Annotated in this window: 24 protein-coding genes and 1 pseudogene; 15 read left to right on the plus strand and 10 right to left on the minus strand. The window is 65.6% G+C overall.

What is annotated here, in order from left to right; genetic code table 11:
• From ACWPWT_RS05350 to ACWPWT_RS05400, 11 genes are all read left to right on the plus strand, one after another.
• The gene (locus ACWPWT_RS05350) at window positions 1–702 is read left to right on the plus strand and encodes a flagellar hook assembly protein FlgD (protein WP_454278845.1); all 702 of its coding nucleotides are present in this window, start codon (window positions 1–3) and stop codon (window positions 700–702) included.
• A 38-nt stretch (window positions 703–740) separates the two neighbouring features.
• A complete protein-coding gene (locus ACWPWT_RS05355) occupies window positions 741–2,027 on the plus strand; it encodes a flagellar hook protein FlgE (RefSeq protein ID WP_454278846.1) in 1,287 nt (428 codons plus the stop codon).
• A 32-nt stretch (window positions 2,028–2,059) separates the two neighbouring features.
• Window positions 2,060–2,815 (plus strand): flagellar basal body rod protein FlgF, encoded by a 756-nt coding sequence (locus ACWPWT_RS05360; protein WP_454278847.1) that lies wholly within the window; start codon window positions 2,060–2,062, stop codon window positions 2,813–2,815.
• A 13-nt stretch (window positions 2,816–2,828) separates the two neighbouring features.
• A complete protein-coding gene (gene flgG / locus ACWPWT_RS05365; RefSeq protein WP_261268572.1) occupies window positions 2,829–3,617 on the plus strand; it encodes a flagellar basal-body rod protein FlgG in 789 nt (262 codons plus the stop codon).
• A 74-nt stretch (window positions 3,618–3,691) separates the two neighbouring features.
• A complete protein-coding gene (locus tag ACWPWT_RS05370; protein WP_454279888.1) occupies window positions 3,692–4,351 on the plus strand; it encodes a flagellar basal body L-ring protein FlgH in 660 nt (219 codons plus the stop codon).
• 11 nt (window positions 4,352–4,362) lie between these two features.
• A complete protein-coding gene (locus ACWPWT_RS05375; protein WP_454278848.1) occupies window positions 4,363–5,460 on the plus strand; it encodes a flagellar basal body P-ring protein FlgI in 1,098 nt (365 codons plus the stop codon).
• A gap of 8 nt (window positions 5,461–5,468) precedes the next feature.
• The gene (locus tag ACWPWT_RS05380) at window positions 5,469–5,777 is read left to right on the plus strand and encodes a rod-binding protein (RefSeq protein ID WP_454278849.1); all 309 of its coding nucleotides are present in this window, start codon (window positions 5,469–5,471) and stop codon (window positions 5,775–5,777) included.
• A gap of 15 nt (window positions 5,778–5,792) precedes the next feature.
• Window positions 5,793–7,136 carry a flagellar hook-associated protein FlgK gene (flgK, locus tag ACWPWT_RS05385; protein ID WP_261268575.1) on the plus strand — a complete coding sequence of 448 codons (1,344 nt, stop codon included), beginning with the start codon at window positions 5,793–5,795 and terminating at the stop codon, window positions 7,134–7,136.
• 5 nt (window positions 7,137–7,141) lie between these two features.
• On the plus strand, window positions 7,142–8,032 hold the full coding sequence (gene flgL / locus ACWPWT_RS05390; protein ID WP_454278850.1) for a flagellar hook-associated protein FlgL: 891 nt from the start codon (window positions 7,142–7,144) through the stop codon (window positions 8,030–8,032).
• Window positions 8,033–8,146: 114 nt separating this feature from the next.
• Window positions 8,147–9,010 (plus strand): flagellar motor stator protein MotA, encoded by an 864-nt coding sequence (gene motA / locus ACWPWT_RS05395; RefSeq protein WP_261268577.1) that lies wholly within the window; start codon window positions 8,147–8,149, stop codon window positions 9,008–9,010.
• Between the two features lie 3 nt (window positions 9,011–9,013).
• Complete coding sequence (locus tag ACWPWT_RS05400) at window positions 9,014–9,904, plus strand: flagellar motor protein MotB (protein WP_454278851.1); 891 nt, start codon at window positions 9,014–9,016, stop codon at window positions 9,902–9,904.
• 279 nt (window positions 9,905–10,183) lie between these two features.
• Here ACWPWT_RS05400 and ACWPWT_RS05405 read toward each other — a convergent pair whose 3' ends face one another.
• The 7 genes from ACWPWT_RS05405 to ACWPWT_RS05435 all read right to left on the minus strand — a co-directional run bounded on the left by ACWPWT_RS05405 (window position 10,184) and on the right by ACWPWT_RS05435 (window position 16,048).
• The gene (locus ACWPWT_RS05405; RefSeq protein ID WP_454278852.1) at window positions 10,184–10,678 is read right to left on the minus strand and encodes a MucR family transcriptional regulator; all 495 of its coding nucleotides are present in this window, start codon (window positions 10,676–10,678) and stop codon (window positions 10,184–10,186) included.
• Window positions 10,679–11,362: 684 nt separating this feature from the next.
• A complete protein-coding gene (locus tag ACWPWT_RS05410; protein WP_454278853.1) occupies window positions 11,363–11,728 on the minus strand; it encodes a hypothetical protein in 366 nt (121 codons plus the stop codon).
• A gap of 71 nt (window positions 11,729–11,799) precedes the next feature.
• Window positions 11,800–13,284 (minus strand): RNA polymerase factor sigma-54, encoded by a 1,485-nt coding sequence (gene rpoN / locus ACWPWT_RS05415; RefSeq protein WP_454278854.1) that lies wholly within the window; start codon window positions 13,282–13,284, stop codon window positions 11,800–11,802.
• A 66-nt stretch (window positions 13,285–13,350) separates the two neighbouring features.
• Complete coding sequence (gene lptB / locus ACWPWT_RS05420) at window positions 13,351–14,151, minus strand: LPS export ABC transporter ATP-binding protein (protein WP_261268582.1); 801 nt, start codon at window positions 14,149–14,151, stop codon at window positions 13,351–13,353.
• Window positions 14,152–14,211: 60 nt separating this feature from the next.
• Window positions 14,212–14,754 carry an LptA/OstA family protein gene (locus ACWPWT_RS05425; RefSeq protein ID WP_261268583.1) on the minus strand — a complete coding sequence of 181 codons (543 nt, stop codon included), beginning with the start codon at window positions 14,752–14,754 and terminating at the stop codon, window positions 14,212–14,214.
• Window positions 14,755–14,772: 18 nt separating this feature from the next.
• Complete coding sequence (lptC, locus tag ACWPWT_RS05430; protein WP_261268584.1) at window positions 14,773–15,399, minus strand: LPS export ABC transporter periplasmic protein LptC; 627 nt, start codon at window positions 15,397–15,399, stop codon at window positions 14,773–14,775.
• Window positions 15,400–15,427: 28 nt separating this feature from the next.
• Window positions 15,428–16,048, minus strand: coding sequence for a ribonuclease D (locus tag ACWPWT_RS05435; RefSeq protein WP_454278855.1), 621 nt, complete (start codon window positions 16,046–16,048; stop codon window positions 15,428–15,430).
• A gap of 298 nt (window positions 16,049–16,346) precedes the next feature.
• Here ACWPWT_RS05435 and ACWPWT_RS05440 point away from each other — a divergent pair, with 298 nt between their 5' ends.
• The gene (locus tag ACWPWT_RS05440; protein WP_454278856.1) at window positions 16,347–17,216 is read left to right on the plus strand and encodes a cold-shock protein; all 870 of its coding nucleotides are present in this window, start codon (window positions 16,347–16,349) and stop codon (window positions 17,214–17,216) included.
• 480 nt (window positions 17,217–17,696) lie between these two features.
• On the opposite strand, the gene ACWPWT_RS05445 is transcribed toward ACWPWT_RS05440, so the two are convergent.
• Window positions 17,697–18,365 carry a methyl-accepting chemotaxis protein gene (locus ACWPWT_RS05445; protein WP_454278857.1) on the minus strand — a complete coding sequence of 223 codons (669 nt, stop codon included), beginning with the start codon at window positions 18,363–18,365 and terminating at the stop codon, window positions 17,697–17,699.
• 128 nt (window positions 18,366–18,493) lie between these two features.
• Window positions 18,494–18,916 carry a globin family protein gene (locus ACWPWT_RS05450; protein WP_454278858.1) on the minus strand — a complete coding sequence of 141 codons (423 nt, stop codon included), beginning with the start codon at window positions 18,914–18,916 and terminating at the stop codon, window positions 18,494–18,496.
• 248 nt (window positions 18,917–19,164) lie between these two features.
• Here ACWPWT_RS05450 and ACWPWT_RS05455 point away from each other — a divergent pair, with 248 nt between their 5' ends.
• From ACWPWT_RS05455 to ACWPWT_RS05465, 3 genes and pseudogenes are all read left to right on the plus strand, one after another.
• Window positions 19,165–19,626, plus strand: coding sequence for a nuclear transport factor 2 family protein (locus ACWPWT_RS05455; protein WP_454278859.1), 462 nt, complete (start codon window positions 19,165–19,167; stop codon window positions 19,624–19,626).
• A gap of 11 nt (window positions 19,627–19,637) precedes the next feature.
• Window positions 19,638–19,742, plus strand: a pseudogene (locus tag ACWPWT_RS05460) (TetR/AcrR family transcriptional regulator); the annotation flags it as partial.
• 292 nt (window positions 19,743–20,034) lie between these two features.
• On the plus strand, window positions 20,035–20,205 hold the full coding sequence (locus ACWPWT_RS05465; protein ID WP_454279935.1) for a hypothetical protein: 171 nt from the start codon (window positions 20,035–20,037) through the stop codon (window positions 20,203–20,205).
• Between the two features lie 34 nt (window positions 20,206–20,239).
• On the opposite strand, the gene ACWPWT_RS05470 is transcribed toward ACWPWT_RS05465, so the two are convergent.
• Window positions 20,240–21,571, minus strand: coding sequence for a cystathionine gamma-synthase family protein (locus ACWPWT_RS05470; RefSeq protein WP_454278860.1), 1,332 nt, complete (start codon window positions 21,569–21,571; stop codon window positions 20,240–20,242).
• Window positions 21,572–21,641 lie beyond the last annotated feature (70 nt).

Consider the following 21,641-nt stretch of genomic DNA (forward strand, 5'->3'; position numbering starts at 1 on the left):
ATGACCACCTCCACCTCCATGGACTCGACGCTCGACGCGCTCGGCGTGCGTCGCTCCGGCACCGCCAGTGGCGCGTCCTCCACCAGCACGGCCGCCAAGAAGTCCGACACGCTGGACCAGTCCGCCTTCCTCAAGCTGCTGACCGCGCAGCTGAAGAACCAGGACCCCTTCTCGCCGATGGACAATACCCAGATGGTTGCCCAGATGGCGCAATTCTCCAGCGTGGCGGGCATCTCCGAGATGAACACCACCCTGTCGGCGATGGCCGCCAAGATGAACGGCACGACCAAGGCCGACGCGATGAGCTATGTCGGCAAGACGGTGCTGACGCCGGGATCGGTCGCCTATGGCCGGACCAGCGGCGGCCTCGCCGGCGCGGTCGAACTGGATCAGGCGGCGGCGAACGTCTCGGTCACGATCGGCGACGCGGAGGGCAACCCGATCAAGACGCTGTCGCTCGGTGCGCAGAAGGCGGGCACCGCCAGCTTCGACTGGAACGGCAAGACCGACAATGGCGAGGACGCGGGCACCGGCCCCTTCACCGTGACGCTCAACGCCAATGACGGCGTCTCTGCCGTGTCGGGCCGCACGCTGGTCTGGGCGCCCGTCCAGTCGGTGTCGATGCCCACCAGCGGCGACCCCGTCCTGACCGTCGCGGGCCTCGGCCAGATCAATCTCGCCGCCGTCCGCTCGGTCGGCTGAGCCCGCCCCATCCCATTCCTACCTAAGGTATCCCGCCCATGTCCTTCTACACCTCGCTGAGCGGTCTCCAGGCTTCGCAGACCGACCTGTCCGTGATCTCGCACAACATCGCCAATGTCGGAACCGATGGCTTCAAGAAGAGCCATGCCCAGTTTGCCGACGTGATGGCGTCGAACTTCGCGACCGACCCGACCAAGCAGGTCGGATCGGGCACGGTGGTCAAGGCGAACCGCCAGGAGTTCAAGGAGGGCAATTACAAGAGCTCGTCCAACGCGCTGGACCTCGCCATCTCGGGTGACGGCTTCTTCGCGGTGCAGACCCCGGGCAGGGGGCCGCTGCAATATACCCGCAATGGGGCGTTCCAGGTCGATCAGCAGAATTACGTGACCGATTCGAGCGGTGCCCGCTTGCAGATCCTGCCGGTCGATGCCGACGGCAACGTCACCGCCACCGGCGTCGACGGCCTGGCGTCGCTGCAGCTGCCCGCCACCAGCGGCCAGCCCATCGCCACCTCGAAGGTGACGATGGACCTCAACCTGTCCGCATCGGCGACCGCGCCCACCATCGCGTTCAACCGGTCCAACATGGCCACCTACAACAACACCACCCAGACCAAGATCTACGACCCGTCGGGCAATGCCATGACGCTGACCAACTATTATGTCCGCAAGCCGCTGCCGGTCGATGCCAATGGCAATGCGGTCCAGCCTGCCGACGGCAGCAGCACCTGGCTGGTCTATAGCTTCGTCGACGACGAGCAGATGAAGGTAGTCGGTTCCACCGCTCCGTCCGAGCTGACCTTCGACAAGAACGGCAACATGACCGCGCCGACCCAGCCGATCACGTTCGACAATTTCACCTCGCGCAACTCGACCAAGTCGCAGCCGCTGTCGGTCGACTATACCGGTACGTCGCAGGCGGGATCGGTCTTCTCGGTCGCCTCGCGTTCGCAGGACGGCAAGGCGATCGGCACGCTGACCGGTGTGTCGGTGGGCGAGGACGGGCTGGTCGTCGCGTCCTTCTCGAACGGCGAGACCGCCAAGCTGGGCAAGGTCGCGCTGGCCGATTTCGTCAACATGCCGGGCCTGCGCCAGGCGGGCGACAGCTATTGGCAGGCGACCGGCCTGTCGGGCAATCCCTCGATCGGTTCGCCGGCCGAGGGCACGTACGGCGCGATCAAGTCGAGCACCATCGAAGGATCGAACGTCGACATCACCGAGGAACTGGTCGACCTGATCGCGGCGCAGCGCAATTTCCAGGCGAATGCCAAGGCGCTCGATACCGCCAGCCAGATCTCGCAGACCATCTTCAACATCCGCAGCTAAGCGCGCGACACGGGGGCTGACAGGAAAGAGCGATGGACAAGCTGGTCTATACGGCGGCCACCGGTCTGCGTGCGCACATGGCGGCGCAGACGGCGATCGCCAACAACATGGCCAACGCCTCGACGATCGGTTTCCGCTCCGATCGCGTCGTGTTCGACCGCATCGACCTGAAGGGCGGCGGCGCGGCGTTCGAGGCGCGGATGCCCACCGCCGAGGAAGTGACCGATGCCGACCGCGCGCCGGGCACGGTGCAGCAGACCGGCAATCCGCTGGACGTGGCGATCGCCACCGGCACCGCCTGGCTGGCGGTGCAGGCCCCCGATGGGTCGGAAGCCTATACGCGGCGCGGCGACCTGGAGGTCACGGCCTCCGGCGTGCTCCAGACGGGCGACGGTTATCCGGTGATCGGCCAGACCGGGCCGGTCACGGTGCCGCCGTACAATTCGCTGACCGTGGCACCTGACGGCACCGTGTCGATCGTGCCGCTGGGCTCGGGCCCCGATACGCAGCCGCAGGTGATCGACCGGATCAAGCTGGCCGACACGCGCGGGTCGACCACGGTCAAGGGCCTCGACAACCTCTTGCGGGTCAAGGGTGGGGGAGCCCTGCCGCAGGACATGGACGCCACCGTCCAGGCGGGCGCGCTGGAAGGTTCCAACGTCAACATGACGCAGACGCTGGTCGACATGATCGAGAACCAGCGCAGTTACGAGGTGCAGGCCAACCTCATGAAAGAGGCCAAGTCGATGGACGAGAACAGCGCATCGCTGATGCGGCTGCCGAGCTGAGGATTAGAAAGTCATGTCTTCCGCCGCCATGCACGTCGCGCGCACCGGGCTCGATGCCCAGGATATGCGCATGCGGGTCATCTCGAACAACCTGGCCAACGTCAACACGACCGGGTTCAAGCGCGACCGCGCCGCGTTCGAGACCCTGGCCTATCAGGTCGTCACCGCGCCCGGCGCGGCGAGTTCGACCGAGAGCAGATATGCCACCGGCTTGAACCTGGGCACCGGCGTCCGCGTCCAGGGCACCGCGCGCATCAACACCCAGGGGGCGATGCAGACCACCAACAACAGCCTCGACCTCGCGCTCGACGGCGAGGGCTATTTCCAGGTGCAGATGCCGGGGGGCACGCTGGGCTATACCCGCGCGGGCAATTTCTCGCGCTCGGCCGAGGGGCTGCTGGTCACGTCCGAGGGGTATCAGGTGATGCCGGGCATCACCGTGCCCGAGGGGACGACCCAGATCACCATCGGCACCGACGGCACCGTGTCGGCGACGCTGGCGGGCCAGACCGCACCCGCCGAGATCGGGCAGATCCAGATCGCCAGCTTCCCCAATCCCGCCGGGCTTCAGTCCAAGGGCGACAATTACCTGACCGAGACCGCCGCGTCGGGCGTCGCGAACATGGGTGTCGCGGGCCTCGAAGGACGCGGCCAGATCCGCCAGGGCATGCTCGAAGGCTCGAACGTCAATGTCGTCGAGGAACTGGTCGACATGATCGAGACCCAGCGCGCCTATGAGGTCAACTCGAAGATGATCAAGTCGACCGACGAGATGCTCCAGTACGCGAACCAGAATCTGTGACGATGGACACCCGCCTTTCCCCTCCGCGCTTCGGCTATGGGATCGAGCTGGCGCTGGCCGCTGCCGCAGGCGCGATGGTCGTCGCGGCGCTGGCTCCGGCCCCGGCACAGGCCAGCATCTTCGGCAAGAAGAAGCCGGCCGAGGATTTCACCACCACCCGCCCCGACGCCTATCCCGCCCAGCCCGCCGCCCAGCCCACGGGCTCGATCTTCCAGACGTCGGACGGCTATGCCGCGCTGTACGAAGGCTGGCGCGCGCGCCGGGTCGGCGATCCGCTGACCATCGTGCTCGTCGAACGGACGGCGGCGTCCAAGTCGGCGGGCTCCAAGCTCGGCTCCAAGGGCGATTTCGGCCTGACCCCGCCCACCACAGGGCCGCTGGGATCGCTGCTCAAGTCGACCGACCTCGGCATGAGCGGTAGCCGCAACTTCAACGGCTCGGGGGCCGCCGACCAGTCCAACTCGCTGTCGGGCGAGATCAGCGTGACGGTGGCGCAGGTGTTCCCCAACGGCACCATGCTGGTCCAGGGGCAGAAGCGCGTGACGCTCAATCGGGGTGACGAGTTCATCCAGATCAAGGGGCTGGTGCGCAGCGCGGACATCGGCATCGACAACCGCGTCCCCTCGACCCGCGTCGCCGATGCGCAGATCGCCTATACCGGGCGCGGCGACGTCGCCCGCGCCAGCCGCCAGGGCTGGCTCAGCCGTTTCTTCCAGGCCGTCAGCCCGTTCTGAGGCAATAGCACATGATCCTCCGCTTCCTCCTCGCGCTTCTTGTCACCCTGTCCATCGCGGTTCCGGCTTCGGCCGATCGGATCAAGGACCTGGGCGGGTTCCAGGGCATCCGCACCAACCAGCTGACCGGTTACGGCGTCGTCGTCGGTCTGCCGGGCACGGGTGACGACAATCTGGAATATACCGTCCAGTCGCTGAAGGCCGTGGTCTCGCGCTTCGGGTTGCAACTGCCGCCCAACGCCAATCCGGGCATGAAGAATGCGGCGGTGGTGATGGTCACGGCCGAGCTGCCGCCCTTCGCCAAGCCGGGGCAGAAGCTGGACATCACCGTCTCTTCGATGGGCAAGGCCAAGTCGCTTCGCGGTGGCAGTCTGATCCTCACCCCGCTCCAGGGTGCCGATGGCCAGATCTATGCGATGGCGCAGGGCAATCTCGCGGTCGGCGGTCTGGGCGCGGAGGGTGCCGACGGATCGAAGATCGTCGTCAACGTCCCCTCGACCGGCCGTATCCCCGAGGGGGCGACTGTCGAGCGGGCGGTCGCCACCGGTTTCGACACCGCGCCGGCGCTGACCTTCAATCTGGCGCGTGCCGACTTCACCACCGCGCAGAATGTCGCGCAGGCGATCAATGCGCGCTTGGGGCTGGGCACCGCGCAGGCGATGGACGCCGTGTCGGTCGCGGTGCGGGCGCCGATGGGTGCCGATGTCCGCGCCACGCTGATGTCGGAGATCGAGAATCTCAACGTCGCCTCGGCCGAACCGCCCGCCAAGGTGATCGTCAACGCGCGCACCGGCACCGTCGTCATCAACTCGGCGGTCCGCGTCGGCCCCGCCGCCGTCACCCACGGCAAGCTGACCGTCAAGATCGACGAGAATCAGCGGGTCAGCCAGCCCGGTCCCCTGAGCGGCGGCCAGACCGCGGTGACCCAGAAATCGGGCGTCGCCGTCGAGGAGGAACGTCGCCCGATGTTCCTGCTGAACCCCGGACCCAAGCTGGCCGATGTGGTCAAGGCGGTGAACGCGATCGGCGCGGCCCCGTCCGATCTGGTCGCGATCCTTGAAGCGCTGAAGGAAGCCGGTGCCCTCAAGGCGGAGTTGATCGTCCTGTGACCCAGAGCATGTCATCCATCCCATCGACCTCGCCCATTACGGGGACGGTTTCCACCGATACCAAACGGCTGGCCAATGGCGCCAATCTGGACAAGGCGGGCACCCAGTTCGAGGCGATCTTCAACGGCATGATGCTGAAGGCGATGCGCCAGACCAAGCTGGGCGACACCTTGTTCGAGTCCAAGGCGCTCGACACCTTCCGCGACATGCAGGACCAGCAGGTGGCACAGACCATGGCCGCCCATGCCCCGATGGGGATCGGCAAGGCGGTAACCACCTTCCTCGCCAAATCGAAACCCGATCTTAACCACGGATAACGTAGTCCGAGTCGCATGGGCGATCTGCTCTCCATCGGCGCTTCGGGCGTCCGCGCGTATCAGACCGCGTTGACGGCGGTTGGCGAGAATATCGCCAACACCGGCACGGACGGCTATTCGCGTCGTTCGGCCGGGTTGAGCGAGGTCGCGTCCGCTGGTGGATTGACCGCCAACAGATTGTCGGGCGGGGCGGGCGTGACCGTCACCGGCATCGTCCGCGCAAGCGACGCCTATGCCTCGGCGACGGTGCGATCCGCGACCTCCGACCTGAAGCGGACCGAAGCGGGTGGAGTCTGGCTCAGCCGTATCCAGGACGTGATGACCGGGGACGAGGTTTCCAGTCGCCTGACATCATTCTTTACCGCCTCGCGCGCCCTGGCGGCGGACCCGACCTCGTCCGCACTGCGTACCACGATGCTGGAAGCCGCCAATTCGGCGGCTTTCGCGTTTACCGCGACCGACAAGGCGTTCGATTCGATGCAGGCCGATTTCGACGGCCAGGCACGCGATGCTGCGCGTGGGCTGTCTTCGCTCGCGCTCTCGCTCACCAAGGTCAATGACGGCCTGAGCCGGACCCAGGCGGGCACCTCTGCCGCTGCCCAGCTTGCCGATCAGCGCGATCAGTTGCTGTCTCAGATGAGCGCCCTGTCCGACATCAGCGTGACCACCGACGAACTGGGCCGGGCGACGGTGCGGATGGGCGATCGCGCCGGGCCGGTCCTCGCCTCGCCCGATTCGCTCGGTTCGGTCAGCTATTCTCGGAAGAGCGGCGGGGGGATCAGCTTCACGGTCGTTTCGCTGGGCAAGGCGACCGAGGTGGTGCCGGCCGGGGGCACGCTGGGCGGCCTGGTCGACGGGGCGGAGCGAATCGCGACGATGCGCGACAGTTTCAACGCGGTCGCCAAGGATTTCACCGACACGGTCAACGCGATCCAGCGTCAGGGGCAGGATGCCGATGGCGCGACCGGCACGGCCATGTTCAGCCTGACCTCAGGCACCGCATCGATGACGGTCGCGCTGACCGATGCCTCGAAGATCGCGGCGGCAGGGGTCGGTCAGGGACCGCGCAATACCGACAATCTTTCCGCGCTGGAATCGGCGCGCAACAGCGGCCAGTTCGAAACCCGCGTCACCCAGATCATCACCGAAAACGCCTCCGCGCTCAAACAGCGGCAGACGATCGCGGATGCGCAGACCGCGATCCGCGACGGGGCCAATGCCGCCCTGACCGGCGCGACCGGCGTCACGCTGGACGATGAGGCGGTGTCGCTGATGCGTTTCCAACAGGCCTATTCCGCGTCGAGCCGCGTCATCCAGGTCGCGCGCGAGACCCTTCAATCCATTCTCGAGATTCGGTGACGGCGATGCAGATTTCGACCTCCACCCTGTATGAAAGCGCCACGCGTCGCATGACGGCCCTGCAAAGCAAGGCCAACGAGCTGATGACGCAGAACGCGACGGGCAAGAAACTGCTCAAGCCGTCCGACGATGCCGCCGCCTCGGCACAGGTCGCGCAGCTTAACCGCGCCGACGCCGATGCCGAGGTGTATAAGAGCAATGTGTCGGTCGCCAAATCGGTGCTCCAGCAGGTCGATACCACGCTGGGCTCGATCGCCGGCCAGTTGCAGAATGCCATCGAACTGGCGACCAAGGCGGCCAACGGCACGCTCAGCGACTATGACCGTTCGGTGATCGGCGATCAGTTGACCGCCATTCGCGACCAGCTCGTGACGCTGGGCAATACGCGCGACATGCGCGGCCAGCCCTTGTTCGGCACGGTCGACGGCACCAATCCCGTTCAGGTGTCCAACGGCAGCTACAGCTATGCCGATCCCAAGACGTCGGCGATACCGATCGACAGCGACCAGTCGGTCGAGATCACGGTCGGGGCGGAGCGCGTCTTCAAGTCGGGCAGCACCGACACCTTCTCGGTGCTGAACAACCTGATCACCGCGCTCAAGACGCCGGGCAGCGCCACCTCCACGATCAGCAGCGCGATCGACCAGTTGAACGCGGCCAACGACAATGTCGGCGCGGTGCAGGCCTCGGTCGGTGCGCGCGGCACGCGGGTCGAACTGCAAGAGACGATGCTGCAGACCGCCAGCACCGATCGTGCCACGCTTCGCTCGAGCGTCGAAGATGTCGACATCGCGACCAATATCGCGCAGTTGCAACAGACCATGACCGTGCTTCAGGCGACCCAGGCCAGCTTTACGAAGCTGTCGGGCCTGTCGCTGTTCGATTATCTGAAATAATCGCCATGGGGTCCGCGCCTCCTTTTCCGCGCGGTAACCCTATGGTGACCAAATCCGGTTAATTCAGACATCTGACGGCCTCCGTGCCGGTCCCTGCTGGAGAATCGGTTCACCATGTTTCCTGCCATCGGCCTTGTCATTCTGCTCGGCATGGTCTTCGGCGGCTTCGCCATCACTGGCGGCGCGCTGGGGCCCGTGTTCGAGGCGATTCCCCATGAAATGCTCATCATCGGCGGTGCGGCCGTCGGTGCGCTCGTCATCGGCAACTCCGGCGCCGAGCTGAAGGCGCTGGGCGGCGCGATGGGCAAGATCTTCAAGGGGCCCAAATACAAGAAGCAGGATTATCTCGACGTCATCTTCCTCGTCTCCAAGCTGATGAAGATGCTGCGCACCGAGGGCCCGATCGCGCTGGAACCGCATGTCGAGGACCCCAAGTCCTCCTCGGTCTTCGCCGAATATCCCCGCCTGGCCGCCGACCATACGCTGGTCAACCTGATCGCGGACACGCTGCGCCTGGTCGTGGTGTCGTCGGGTACGCTCGACGTGCATGCGGTCGAGGAGGTCATGGACAACGCGATCAAGACCCATCATCACGAGGTCGAAGGGCCGCAGGGCACGTTGCAGAGTCTGGCCGACTCGCTGCCCGCCCTGGGCATCGTCGCCGCCGTGCTCGGCATCGTGAAGACCATGGGCTCGATCGACAAGCCGCCGAGCGTGCTGGGCGGGATGATCGGCTCGGCGCTCGTCGGCACCTTCATGGGCGTGTTGCTCGCCTATGGCATCGTCAACCCGTTTGCGGGCCGGTTGAAGCAGGTGATCGACGCCGACGCCGCCATCTATCACGTGGTCAAGCAGATCATCATCGCCTCGCTCCACGGCCATCCCCAGCCTTTGGTCATCGAAGCCGCGCGCTCGGGCATCAAGCACAAGGACCAGCCCGGTTTCGCCGAGGTGTTCGACGGTCTGCGGGGCAAGTAAGCCATGGCGCGCGCACCGCACGGCAAGAACGAGCCGCCCAAGATCGTCATCGTCAAGAAGATCATTGCGGATGGTCATGGCGGGCATCATGGCGGCGCGTGGAAGGTGGCCTATGCCGACTTCGTGACCGCGATGATGGCTTTCTTCCTGCTGCTCTGGCTGCTGGGCGCGACGACCGAAAAGCAGCGCAAGGGCATTGCCGATTATTTCGCGCCGACGCTGCTCGATACCCGTTCGATGGGGATCGGCGGCGGCGTCCTGTCGGGCGGACCGGGGGCGGGCGAGCGACAGAGCGGCTCCTCCGGCCTCGTGCAGCTGATCGTACCCAAGGTTTCGGGCGAGGGCGGCGAGCAGGTCGGTACCGGCCCCAAGGGGTCGCTGCGCAATCCCAATGCGATGGCGCAGGATCGCAAGAGCTTCGCCGAACTGCAAAAGGCGGTGCAACAGAAGATGGAATCGACGCCCAGCCTCAAAAAGCTGGCGCGACAGGTCCGCTTCATACCGACCCAGGACGGGCTGCGCATCGATCTGGTCGACAATGCCGATTATTCGATGTTCGCCAGCGGCACGACCCAGTTGGAGCCCGAGGCGTCGACCCTGATCGGTACCATCGCCAAGTCGATTTCCGACCTGCCCAACACGATCATGATCCGCGGGCATACCGATGCGGTGAGCTATGGCGATCCGCGTGCGATGAACAACTGGATGCTGTCGTCCAGCCGCGCCGAGTCGACCCGTCGTCGCCTGGCCGCCGGAGGCATCCCCGAGTCGCGCTTCGAGCGGATCGAGGGCGTCGCCGATCGCGAGCCGATCATCGCCGACAATCCGTCCGACCCGCGCAACCGCCGCGTCGCGATCACGCTGCTCTATCGCAAGGGAAGTTTCGGGCAGTAAGGCGCGCTCCACCGCCGTCTGGCGGGCGCTGAATTGGGCACCCGAATCCGCGTGGACCGGGGTGCAGGCGTCCGAGTTGCAAACTCAGGACCATGACACGGGATGCTCGGTGGCAGGAGCCTGCGCGCTCGATAGCCGCAAAGGGCAGCATAGGCGGAAGAGGCGTGCCGTCCGCGCCTTTCGGCTCAACGAAAACGGCCCGCCCGACCGATGCCACTCCGGGAGACGAGTGACATCGATCGAACGGGCCGTCCGCGCGATGGGAGGATCGCGGCGATCTTATTCGGCGTCGGCGGCGCTTTCACCCTTGCGCGGCTTGCGCGCGGGCGCGGCACCGGCGGCGTTGCGAGCGCCGGGCTTGCGGCCCAGGCCGATTTTCTTGGCCATGGCGCGACGGCTTTCCGAATAGCTTTCGGCGACCATCGGATAATCGGGCTTCAGGCCATAACGTTCGCGATACTCTTCCGGCGTCAGGCCATGGGTCGCGAGATGACGACGCAAGGTCTTGTAGGGCTTGCCGTCGATCATCGAGACGATGTGATCCTTCGACGCCAGCGACTTGCGAACCGAAACCGCCGGAACATATTCGGCGGGCGATTCGACATCGGCCGTCTGCGGCGCGCTGCCCAGAAGCGAAGACACGGTTTCGTGCATCTTGTTCAGGAACGCCGGAACCTCTTCGGAAGACGTGCGGGTATTCGGATTTCCGAGCCACGCGATCGTCAATTCGGTCGCCAGTTCTACGGCATTCACATCGATAGGTTCGTCGGCCATGATACGCTCCTGTTATTTTCAGCTTGACCTAACCGTCAATAACGGGACGTCAACCTATAGATTGCTCCATTTGTCCAAAAACAGTCATAATCAACGGTAGTTTTTCGTTCTGAAAGAATTTTCACATGATGGGAGCGCTGCACAACCGGGAGTAAAGCCTGGGCATTCGAAGGCTATAAACGCCACAGTGTTTCAACATGTTCTTGTCAGTCATGCTCTATGTTAGCGGGTCGAAGGACGGCATTTCACGCTGCACCCTGCAAAGGCGGAAAATTATTGATCTGCCGTAAGAAACCAGAGGAGGCATATACGAATGCATAAATTGCAAGTAAAATTGATGAGCTTGCATTTGTGTTAATCGCGATTCTCGGCCAAAGAGGACGGGCCTTTCAGGCATCCTCTCCTAAAAACTTTCATGGCTGGTCCTCGGACCAGCCTTTTTTTTGCTATGCTTCTGGCGCGGGTCGGCCTAGGCTGCCGCATCGCCGCGCATCATAATAAGATAAGCAGGAGTGGAAGCCGCCGGAAAGACCGGCATCGCGCGTCGGTGCCGGGGGTTGAGCGATAGGGTCGCTCCCCCCGTTTACCGCGGCTGGCCGCTTCTCTTGCCGGTCGATAATTTTCCAAGCGCGCATTGCTGCCATCCCCGTTGGCCGGGGGGATGGCGGCGGCTCGGCAATCGATCTAGGCCTTGTCCTCGGGCGTCTTGCGGCGAATGAACTGGTCGAGCGCGGACAGCGCCAGTCCGGCAAGCGCAGCCGCCTCGGACGCTGCCGGGGGCGATCGGGCGGGATCGCGCGGCAGCCCGTCTTTCGTTTCACCCTCCGTCTCGGCCCGTGCGGCGTCGTCCGGTGTCGATCGGGTGGTCTCTCGCGCCAGAGCCGCAGCGGCGACGACCAGGCCGGAGGCGATCAGCTGTCGCCCCATCGGGCTACGCGCCTGATCGAGCAACGCCTGCCCCATGCGGTGCAGCGGCGAGGGGGCAGCCGATGCGGCCTGTTCGGCCTGCGCCGCCTTTTTCTGCTTCTTCTTGTGTTTCTTCTTGCCCATCGCGGGATACTCCGGATCTGGTGTATCTTCGATATAATACACCGGGGTCGTGCGACAAGATGCGGGCGCGGTCAGCCGTTCAGTGCGCGCGCGCGACGCCGCTGGACCGAACTGCCGATCCCCAGCGACTCGCGATATTTGGCGACGGTCCGCCGCGCGATGTCGAAGCCTTTGGCCTGAAGCAGTTCGACCAGCGTGTCGTCGGACAGGATCTTGGCGCCTTCGCCAGCGATCAATGCCCGGATCGCGCTCTTCACCGCCTCCGCCGATACCGCATCGCCACCATCCGCCGCCGCAATTCCGCTCGTGAAGAAATATTTCAACTCGTACAGCCCGCGCGCGCAGCTGAGATATTTGTTGCTCGTCACGCGGCTGACCGTCGATTCGTGCATCCCGATCGCTTCCGCCACCCGGGCCAGGGTCAGCGGCTTCAGATGCGCGACGCCGTGGAGAAAGAATGCCTCCTGCTGCTTCACGATTTCGGTGGCGACTCTGATGATCGTCCGTTGACGCTGGTCGAGCGCCTTCATCAGCCAGTTGGCGCTGGCCAGGCAATCGGCCAGCCACGCCTTCGACCCCTTGTCCTGCGGCCCGTGGCGCAGCTCCTGATAATAGCGGCGGTTGACCAGCACACGGGGCAGGGTGGCGGTGTTCAGCTCTATGCCCCAGCCATTCCTGATCCGCGTGACGAACAGGTCGGGCACCACCGCCTGGGTCGGCTCTCCGCCATAGCGGCAGCCGGGCTTGGGATCATAACCGCGAAGCTCGCGGATCATGTCCGCCATATCCTCGTCATCGACGCCGCACAGCCGCTTCAACCGGGCGAGGTCGCCGCGTGCCAGCAGGTCGAGATTGGCGATCAGCCGCGCCATGCAGGGGTCGTAGCGATCGACCTCCTTGGCCTGGAGCGCCAGGCATTCGGCCAGATCGCGCGCACCGACGCCGGTGGGCTCCAGGCTCTGTACGACCGTCAGGACCGATTCAACCTGGTCCAGCGGCACGCCCAGACGCTCGGCGATCTCGGCCAGGGGCACGGTCAGATAGCCCGCCTCGTCCAGTTGATCGATGATGTGCGCGGCGATGGTCAGTTCCACCCCCGACAGGATCAGCGCGACCTGCGCCTCCAGATGTTCGGCCAGATGGGGCGCGTCGCCGGGCAGCGCGTCCCAGTCGGGGCCATCCTCGCCGCCAAGCCCACCGCTGCCCGTTCCGCCGTTCAGCGACAATGCGCCGTCGCGGCCGGTGCCGCCATCGGCGACGCTGTCTTGCTGATGGCTCTCGGTCGCATAGTCCAAGTCGAGCCCGCGATCCTCGGGCGGGGCGGTGCCGGTGACCAACTCGTCCGCGCCGGCCGGGGCGTCGCGCTCGGGACGTTCGGGGGTAGCCACCTCTCGGACGGCGGTCGCGTCGAGCAGGGGGTTCTTCTCCACCTCCTCCGCGATGAACGCCTCGATCTCCAGATTGGACAGCGCCAGCAGCTTGATCGCCTGCTGCAACTGCGGCGTCATCACCAGCGATTGGGACTGGCGAATGTCCAGCCGGGGGGACAGGCTCATACCGCCGCCCGCCGGTTCGCGCCGGGACCATCGAGGGGAATGGATCGGCGGCGCGCGGTCATCGGATCAGAGCGAAAAGCCCTCGCCCAGATAAAGGCGACGGACATTGGCGTCGGCGACCAGTTCCTCGGGCGATCCCGAGAACAGCACGCGACCGTCATAGATGATGTAAGCGCGATCGACGATGTCGAGCGTCTCGCGGACATTATGGTCGGTGATCAGAACGCCGATGTCACGCCGCTTCAGATCCTTCACCAGATCGCGAATGTCGGCGATCGAGATCGGGTCGATGCCCGCAAAGGGCTCGTCGAGCAGCATGATCGACGGATCGGCGGCCAGCGCGCGCGCGATCTCCGCCCGGCGACGCTCGCCCCCCGACAGCGCCATGGCCGGTGCCGTGCGCAGCCGGGTCAGCCCGAATTCCTCCAGCAGCTTGTCCAGCTTGCGCGCGCGTTCGGCCGGATCGGGTTCGGCCAGTTCCAGCACGGTCAGGATATTCTTCTCGATCGACAGTCCGCGAAAGATCGAGGTTTCCTGCGGCAGATAGCCCAGGCCCAGGATCGCGCGGCGATACATGGGAAGCCCCGTAATATCCTCGCCATCGAGCATGATGCGACCCGAATCGGGTTTCACCAGTCCCATGACCGAATAGAAGCAGGTCGTCTTGCCCGCGCCATTGGGGCCGAGCAGGCCGATCACCTCGCCGCGCCCGACCGACACCGACACATCGGTCAGGACGGTGCGCTTGTCATAGCTCTTGGCGATGGACACGACCTGCAGGCCGTTGGAGACCGGCGGCTCCGACACGGGGCTGGTGCGATGGCCCGAGCGCTGATCTGCCTCGCGAATCGGGGTTTCCATGTCCATCGGCCCGTTCTTTCCTTACCTGATGCGACGTTAGCGCGGGCCGCCCCCGCGCGTCACGCCTCAGTTGCGATCGGGAACCGAGAAGGTGCCCGTGACCCGGCCCGATGGAGCGCGGCTCACCGTACCGCCATTGCCCGACGATGCGCCACCCGCCACCGACGATCCGTCGATCACCGCGCGACCGGTATCGAGGTTCAGCGTCAGGCGCCCGCCATTCACGGTGTTGCCGTCCTGGGTCAGCGTGACATTGCCCAGCATGGTGATGACCCGGCGGTTCAGGTCATAGATGCCGTAATTGGCGCGTGCGGTCTGGTTGGGGCGCTTGACGACGACATTGCCCGACGCCTCGAACCGCGACACCTGCGGCTTTCCGCCGATCACCTGCCCCGTATAATGGATGACCATCCGCGCGGCCGTCAGCGTCATCTCCGCCTGGCGCAGCACGACATTGCCCGACAGGACGCCGCGATTCGCCTTGTCCTGCAACTCGATGACGTCCGCGCCGAAATCGACGGGGGCACGGCTGTCATGCCGGGTCTGCGCCGCGGCGGAGGCAGCGAGAACGAGTAGGGCCGGGGCCGTCGCGGCGAAAAGCTTGTGCATGGGCGGCTATTTCGGTCTTTACGGCACGATGCGCAAGCGGGCGTTGCCTTCCAGCCGGACGGTGCGATCCTCCAGATTGGCACGCAGCTTGTTCGCGCTGAACGTCCCTTGCGGCACGCGGCCCGTCACCGCACCGCCCGATTCCAGCGTTCGCTGCTGAAGATCGACGGTCGCGTCATGCGTCTGAAGATCGTATCCGCCCGCCGATTTGAAGTCGAGCGGCCCGTCCAGCTTCACCTGTTCGGTACGCATGTCGTAGCGGCCCGAATTGGCGCTGACCGTGGCGGGACCATCGGACAGCCGGATCGCGGCGGCCAGATTGTTGAGCTGCACCACCGGCTCGGCCGAGCTGCGCTGGATCGCCGAACCGGCATCGAGCGAGAAGGGCTGCCCCTTGTCGTCGACACCGCGATACTGCGCCGCCTGGATCTTCAGCCGCTCCTTGGCGACCTCGACCTTCTTCTTGTCGAGCACGAAGGACACTTCGCTCGACGAATAGACCGGCGCCATCACCAGGAAGGCGGTCAGCACGCCGATCGCGCTGGGCAGCATCCAGCGGGCCAGCGTCACGAACCGGTCGTGGCGGCTGCCCGGCGCGGCCCAATGCTGGCGCTGGGTGCGGACGCGGTCGGCGATTTCGGACATGCTGGTGCCTCTCCCTGCGAGCCGCGGATCAGGCGTGGGCGAAGATATCGACCTCGGGCCAGCCGGCGAGGTCCAGTTCGGCCCGCGCGGGGAGGAAATCGAAACAGGCCTGGGCCAGTTCCATCCGCCCTTCGCGTAGGAGGCGCTTGTCCAGTTCCACCTTCATCCGGTGCAGATAGCGCACGTCGGATGCGGCATATTCGCGCTGCGCGTCGGACAGTTCGGGCGCGCCCCAGTCCGAGGATTGCTGCGCCTTGGACAGCTCGACGCCGAGCAACTCGCGCACCAGCTCCTTCAGGCCGTGGCGGTCCGTATAGGTGCGGATCAGGCGCGAGGCGATCTTGGTGCAATAGACAGGCCCGGCGACGACGCCGAGATAATGGCGAATCGCGGCAATATCGAACCGCCCGAAATGATAGAGCTTCAACCGGGCCGGATCGGCGAGCAGCGCGCGCAGATGGGGCGCGGCATAGTCGCTGTCGGGCCCGAAGCGGACGAGATGCTCGTCCGGTCCGCCATCGGACAACTGGACGACGCACAGCCGATCGCGCGGGGTGATCAGGCCCATCGTCTCGGTATCGACGGCGATCGAGGCTCCGGGCGCGAACAGGTCGGCGGGAATGTCTTCTTCGTGCAGATGAACGGTCATATGCTCTGCCCTAGCGGGCGATCCCCCAAGCCTCAACCGCGATCGACGGACTTGGGGGCTGTCGTGCATCCGGGTTTCACCGATGTTGTGGAGTTTCGGCCACAATTCCGACGCAATCTGCCTCGTTCGCGCCAAACCGAGACGGGCTCGCACGATTTCGTTCGCGATGTGTCGGCATCTGCGTTATGACTGGCAACTAGGCGCAAAAGGTTTGGCGCCGAAAGACCCGCGCTCTTCGTCCGGCGCACGGTTCTTGAGGATAGCATTTGCGGGCGAACCGGGAAGACGAACAGGGCTTATGGGTTTCGATAGAGGTAGCCGAGGCAACCGCGGCACGCGTGGTCGCGACAAGCGGGACAATTTCGGCGGTAGCGACGATTTCGGTGGCGGCGGCTTCGGTGGCGGCGGCTTCGGTGGCGGTGACCGCTTCGGTGGCGGCGGCTTCGGCGGCGGCGACCGTTTCGGTGGCGGCGGCTTCGGCGGCGACCGTGGTGGCTTCGGCGGTGGTGACCGCGGCGGCTTCGGCGGCGGCGGTGGCGGCGGTTACCGTGGCGGCGGTGGCGGCGGCTTCGGCGGCGGCCGTGGCGGCGGCGGCATGCCCCCCCAGGTCGTTGGCGAAGGCACCGGTGTCGTCAAGTTCTTCAACGCGCAGAAGGGTTTCGGCTTCGTCGTGCGTGATGATGGCGGCGAAGACGTGTTCGTTCACATCTCGGCCGTCGAGCAGGCGGGCCTGACCGGTCTGGCCGAGGGTCAGCCGCTCGGCTTCACCCTGGTCGATCGCGGCGGTCGCATCTCGGCCACCGAACTGAAGATCGAGGGCGAGCCGCTCCCGGTTCAGGAACGTGCGCCTCGCGAACCGCGTGAAGGCGGCTTTGGCGGCGACCGCGATCGTGGTCCGCGTGGCGGCGCAGGCGCCGGCGGTTTCGGCGGCGCGCCCCAGCGTCAGCTGACCGGCGAGAAGGCGACCGGCACGGTCAAGTTCTTCAACGCGATGAAGGGCTTCGGCTTCATTCAGCGCGACGATGGCCAGCCTGACGCGTTCGTCCACATCTCGGCCGTCGAGCGTGCCGGCATGGGTTCGCTGAACGAAGGCGACCGCCTGCAGTTCGAGATCGAAGTCGATCGTCGCGGCAAGTACGCTGCCGTAAACCTGCAGAACGAAGGCTGATCCCTTCGTCTGAGTAAGCCATCCCTTTTCGGGCGACCGGGCCCGGCGTTGCAGCAATGCGACGCCGGGCCTTTTCGTATGTCAGGCGTCGGGCACCACATGGGATGGCGCGCCGAACCATCCGAGCGCCGCCGCGTCTGGAGCGTGTCCCGCTAGGTCTGAATCATCGGCAGGGGTGATTGCGATTCGGGGCGACGTGCGAGGAAGAGCGACGCCCGGGCATCGCGGCCGCCGCGCGAAGTAGCCGGGGATCGAAAGCGCCGCGCCGTGCGAACCCACGTCCGCGAGGCGGTCACGGCGACGCAAAACGCTCCATGCCGATCGACTTCCACGCCATGCCTTCTCCTCATAGGGACGCTGGCGGACCGAAGGCTTGATGGAGAGAGGGAGCACCGGGCACACCTCCAACCATCTGCCAAACGAGTAGCTTCCGTTTACATGGGGCGGGGGGATAGCGTTCTGCGTGGATGTCGACTCGGTCTAAACCACGATTGCCTTGTCCGCAGCCTGGGCCGACTGCGTATCGCGTGCGGGATCGTCATTCCTGCCCAATTTGGCGAGCTGGCGCGCCAGCACTTTGACGGCCACGGCATGGGCACCCACCCGGCCGATCGCGGAGGCGGCGTGATCCGTTGCGGCGGCCGCTTCCGCCGTGATCGCCGCGAGTTGGCGGGCGGTGCTGCGTTGACCGGACGCATGATTGAGCGAGCGGGCGAGCAGTTCGTCCTGCTCGCTCACCAGCATTTCGTACGCGGCGACGACCTTCCCCGTGGCACCGACGTCATCGGCGATGGCCAGGGCGCTTGCGCCGATATCGTCGGTGGCCGCTTTCGTGCGCGTCGCCAGCACCGACATTTCGGCGGCCACCACGGCATAGGCGCTGCCCTCGGATCCGGCGCGGGCGGCCTCGATTCGTGCGTTCAGGCTCAGGATACGGCTCTCCTGCGCGATCGTTGCGATGGCGGCGCTGATCGAAGCGACGCGGTCGACCGACTGTTCCAGCGCCCCGACGATCGGCTTGTTGGCGATCAACGCCTTGCGGGCCATGGCCAGCGCCTCGCCTTGCTGCCGGACCGCGTCCGCCATCAAGCCCGCCGCCGAATCGAGATCGGCGGCCAGCGCCGCCACGCGGGCGGCCTGGCTGCTCATGCCCCGGACGCTCGCCGTGGCCGCCTCCGCCTCCGACGCGACGCAGCCCGCAATATCGATCAGTCGGCCCGCAATGCCTTTCAGATGCGAATCCAGGCTCGGCGCGCGGGCGGGCGGCGATGGGGTCGTCATCCCGCCTGGTTCGAGCGCGTCGCCGCCAGCATGGTATCGGCCAGGATGGTATAGGCGGCGGCCCAGGCGGCTTCGGTCTCATGGTCGAATGCGGGGCCAAGACCGCCCCGCAACGTCTCGATCAAGGCCGATCCGACCGCCTGATAATGGTGCGGCTTGGCGCCATAGCCGACATGTCGGAGCGCGAGCTCCTGCGCCACAGGTATGATGCTATCCAGGCGGTCCAACGCGTCCACCACCGTGGCGAGGGTCAGGAACAGCTTGCGCCCCTGCTCCGCCATGTCTTTGCGGAACAGCGGCCGGGTTTCGGGGGCGAGTTGGAAAAGCCGTCGATAGAATTCGGAGGCTGCCGCGTCGGTGATGGGAAGGACTTCGGCGAAGCTGTCCTGAATCAGGTCGATCTGGTGAGCGGTAAGCATGGCGCGCGGTTAAGGAAAGGGTACCAAAGAAACCTTAATGATTTAATGTATCGTCAGCGGTGACAGTAAGCGGAACGATTTGCACTGTTCCATTGATTTCAATGTCATGGCCTTGAAGCGCGCGGCGACCGACAGCGGCGATCGCCGTCCATATTTTCCCGGCATCGTGCACAGATGCCCATTGCCCGTGATCCATCCTCACTGTACCGATCGATACACAGTCGCCAATGTCGAAAGGGGTCAGGGATATGCGTCCCCCGCTGCCACCATTCACGCCCGACACCGCCGTGCAAAAGGTCCGCGCGGCCGAAGATGCCTGGAACAGTCGTGACCCCGCGCGCGTGGTGCAGGCCTATACGCCCGACTGCCAGTGGCGGAACCGCGCCGAATTCATCACCGGACATGATGCGATCGTCGCCTTTCTTCGCCACAAATGGACGCGGGAGCAGGAATATCGCCTCATCAAGGAATTATGGGCGCAGGAGGGGGCGCGGATCGCGGTCCGCTTCGCCTATGAATGGCATGATGAGGATGGGCAGTGGTTTCGATCCTATGGCAATGAGAATTGGGACTTTGCCGAGGACGGCCGGATGCGGCGCCGGATCGCCTCGATCAACGACCTGCCCATCGGCGAGGCCGATCGCCTGTTCCGCTGGCCGCTGGGGGCCCGTCCTGAGGGACACCCGTCGCTGACCGAGCTGGGGCTGTAGCCATGGCCCGGATGATCGCCGAGCGCGCGGACGCGCTGCCGGGGCTGGCAGAGGTATTTCGCGAATATGGCTATGCCGGGGCCAGCCTGTCGCTGATCGGGACCGCGACGGGGCTGGGGCGGGGCAGCCTGTATCACTTCTTCCCCGGTGGAAAGCGCGAGATGGCCGCCGCCGTGCTGGACGATATCGCGCGCTGGTTCGAGGAGTCGATCTTTACCCCGCTCGCGCAGGCGGCGGAGCCGCGCGCGGGAATCGATGCGATGATGGTCGCGGTGGATCGCTATTTCGAATCGGGGCAGCGCGCCTGCCTGATCGGGGCCTGGGGACTGGGTGCGACGCGTGAGCCTTTTGCTGCGCCGATTACGGGCTATTTCCAACGCTGGATCGCCGCGTTGCAGGGGGGGGCTGGTGCGCGGCGGCGTGGCGGAGGGGCATGCCACGGTGCTGGCGCAGGATGTGGTCAGCGGCATCCAGGGTGCAATCCTGCTATCGCGCGCGCTGGGCGACACCGGGCTGTTCCGCGCGACGCTGGGGCGGTTGACCGCGCGGCTCTATACCGCGCTCGCCGCAGCCGAATAAGGGGGCGGGCCGAAGCGCACCCCCCTCGCATCGGTCAGATCGCAGCCAGCGCCTGTTCGCAATCGGCGATCAGGTCATCGGCATCCTCGACCCCGATCGAGATGCGGACTAGATTGTCGGTGATCCCCAACGCCGCCTTGCGCTCGTCGGGCACGGATAGATGCGTCATCGCCGCCGGGTGGCTGGCCAGCGTTTCGGTCCCGCCCAGGCTGACCGCCAGCTTGGCGATGCGAAGCGCGTCCAGGAAGCGGAAGGACTCGGCCTCGCCGCCCTTGAGATAGAGCGAGAAGGTCGATCCGCCGCCGGTGCAGTGGCGGCGATAGATATCCGCCTGCCGCTCCAGGCCCGGCGTTCCCTCCAGAAAGCCCAGATAGCCGACCCGCTCGACCTTGGGGTGATCGCGCAAGTAAGCGCAGACCTTGGCCGCATTCTCGCCCGCGCGGCTCATCCGCAATTCCAGCGTCTCCAGCGAGCGGAGCAGCATCCAAGCGGTATTGGGGTCGCAGATGGTGCCGATGGTGTTGCGCATCGAACGGATGGTGGCGATGTGCGCCTTGGACCCCAGCACGCCGCCCGCGACCAGATCGGAATGGCCGCCGGCATATTTGGTCAGCGAATAGACGACGAGATCGGCCCCGTGCTTGAGCGGACGCTGCCAGAGCGGGCCGAGAAACGTGTTGTCGATCGCGATGGGGGGCTTTTCGGGGGCATCGGCGAAGGCCGCGTCGCGCGCGGCCGAGACTGCTTCGATATCGACCAGCGCATTGGTCGGATTGGCGGGGCTTTCCAGATAGATCAGCGCGACCCGGCCGATCGAGGCGGCCTTTTCCAGCACGCCGTCGATTTCCTCGCGGGTGGCCCCGGCGGGAAAGTCGAGCCACTTGACCCCGAACCGGCCCAGGATGCGGCCGATCAGCGTCTCGGTCGCGGCATAGAGTGGGCCCGAATGGACGATCACGTCGCCCGGCTGGACCATCGACAGGAACAGGGTCGCGATCGCCGCCATGCCGCTGGAGAAGGTCAGCGCATCCTCCGCCTCGTCCCAGATGGCGAGGCGATCCTCCAGAATCTCCTGGTTCGGACCGTTGAAGCGCGAATAGACCAGGCCATCGGCACCGCCGGGACGCTTGCCGGTCACGCCCTCGAAATGGCGCTTCCCCGCCGCCGCATTGGGGAAGACGAAGGTCGAGGTCAGGAAGATCGGCGGCTTGAGCGACCCTTCGGACAGAACCGGGTCATAGCCATGACCCATCATCAGCGTCGATGGCTTCAGCTTGCGATCGCCGATGCTGGTCGCATCGCTCGCGCGGTCGGCCGGGGCCTGACCCTGGGGCGGAACGCCGGTCAGATCGGATTCGGTCGGCATGATGGTCTCCTTGGGACAAGAGGGCCGCTCTGTCGGCGGCTATGCCCCAAGGATAGCGTGGCAAACGGCT

The sequence above is a fragment of the Sphingomonas sp. Marseille-Q8236 genome (assembly GCF_965112005.1).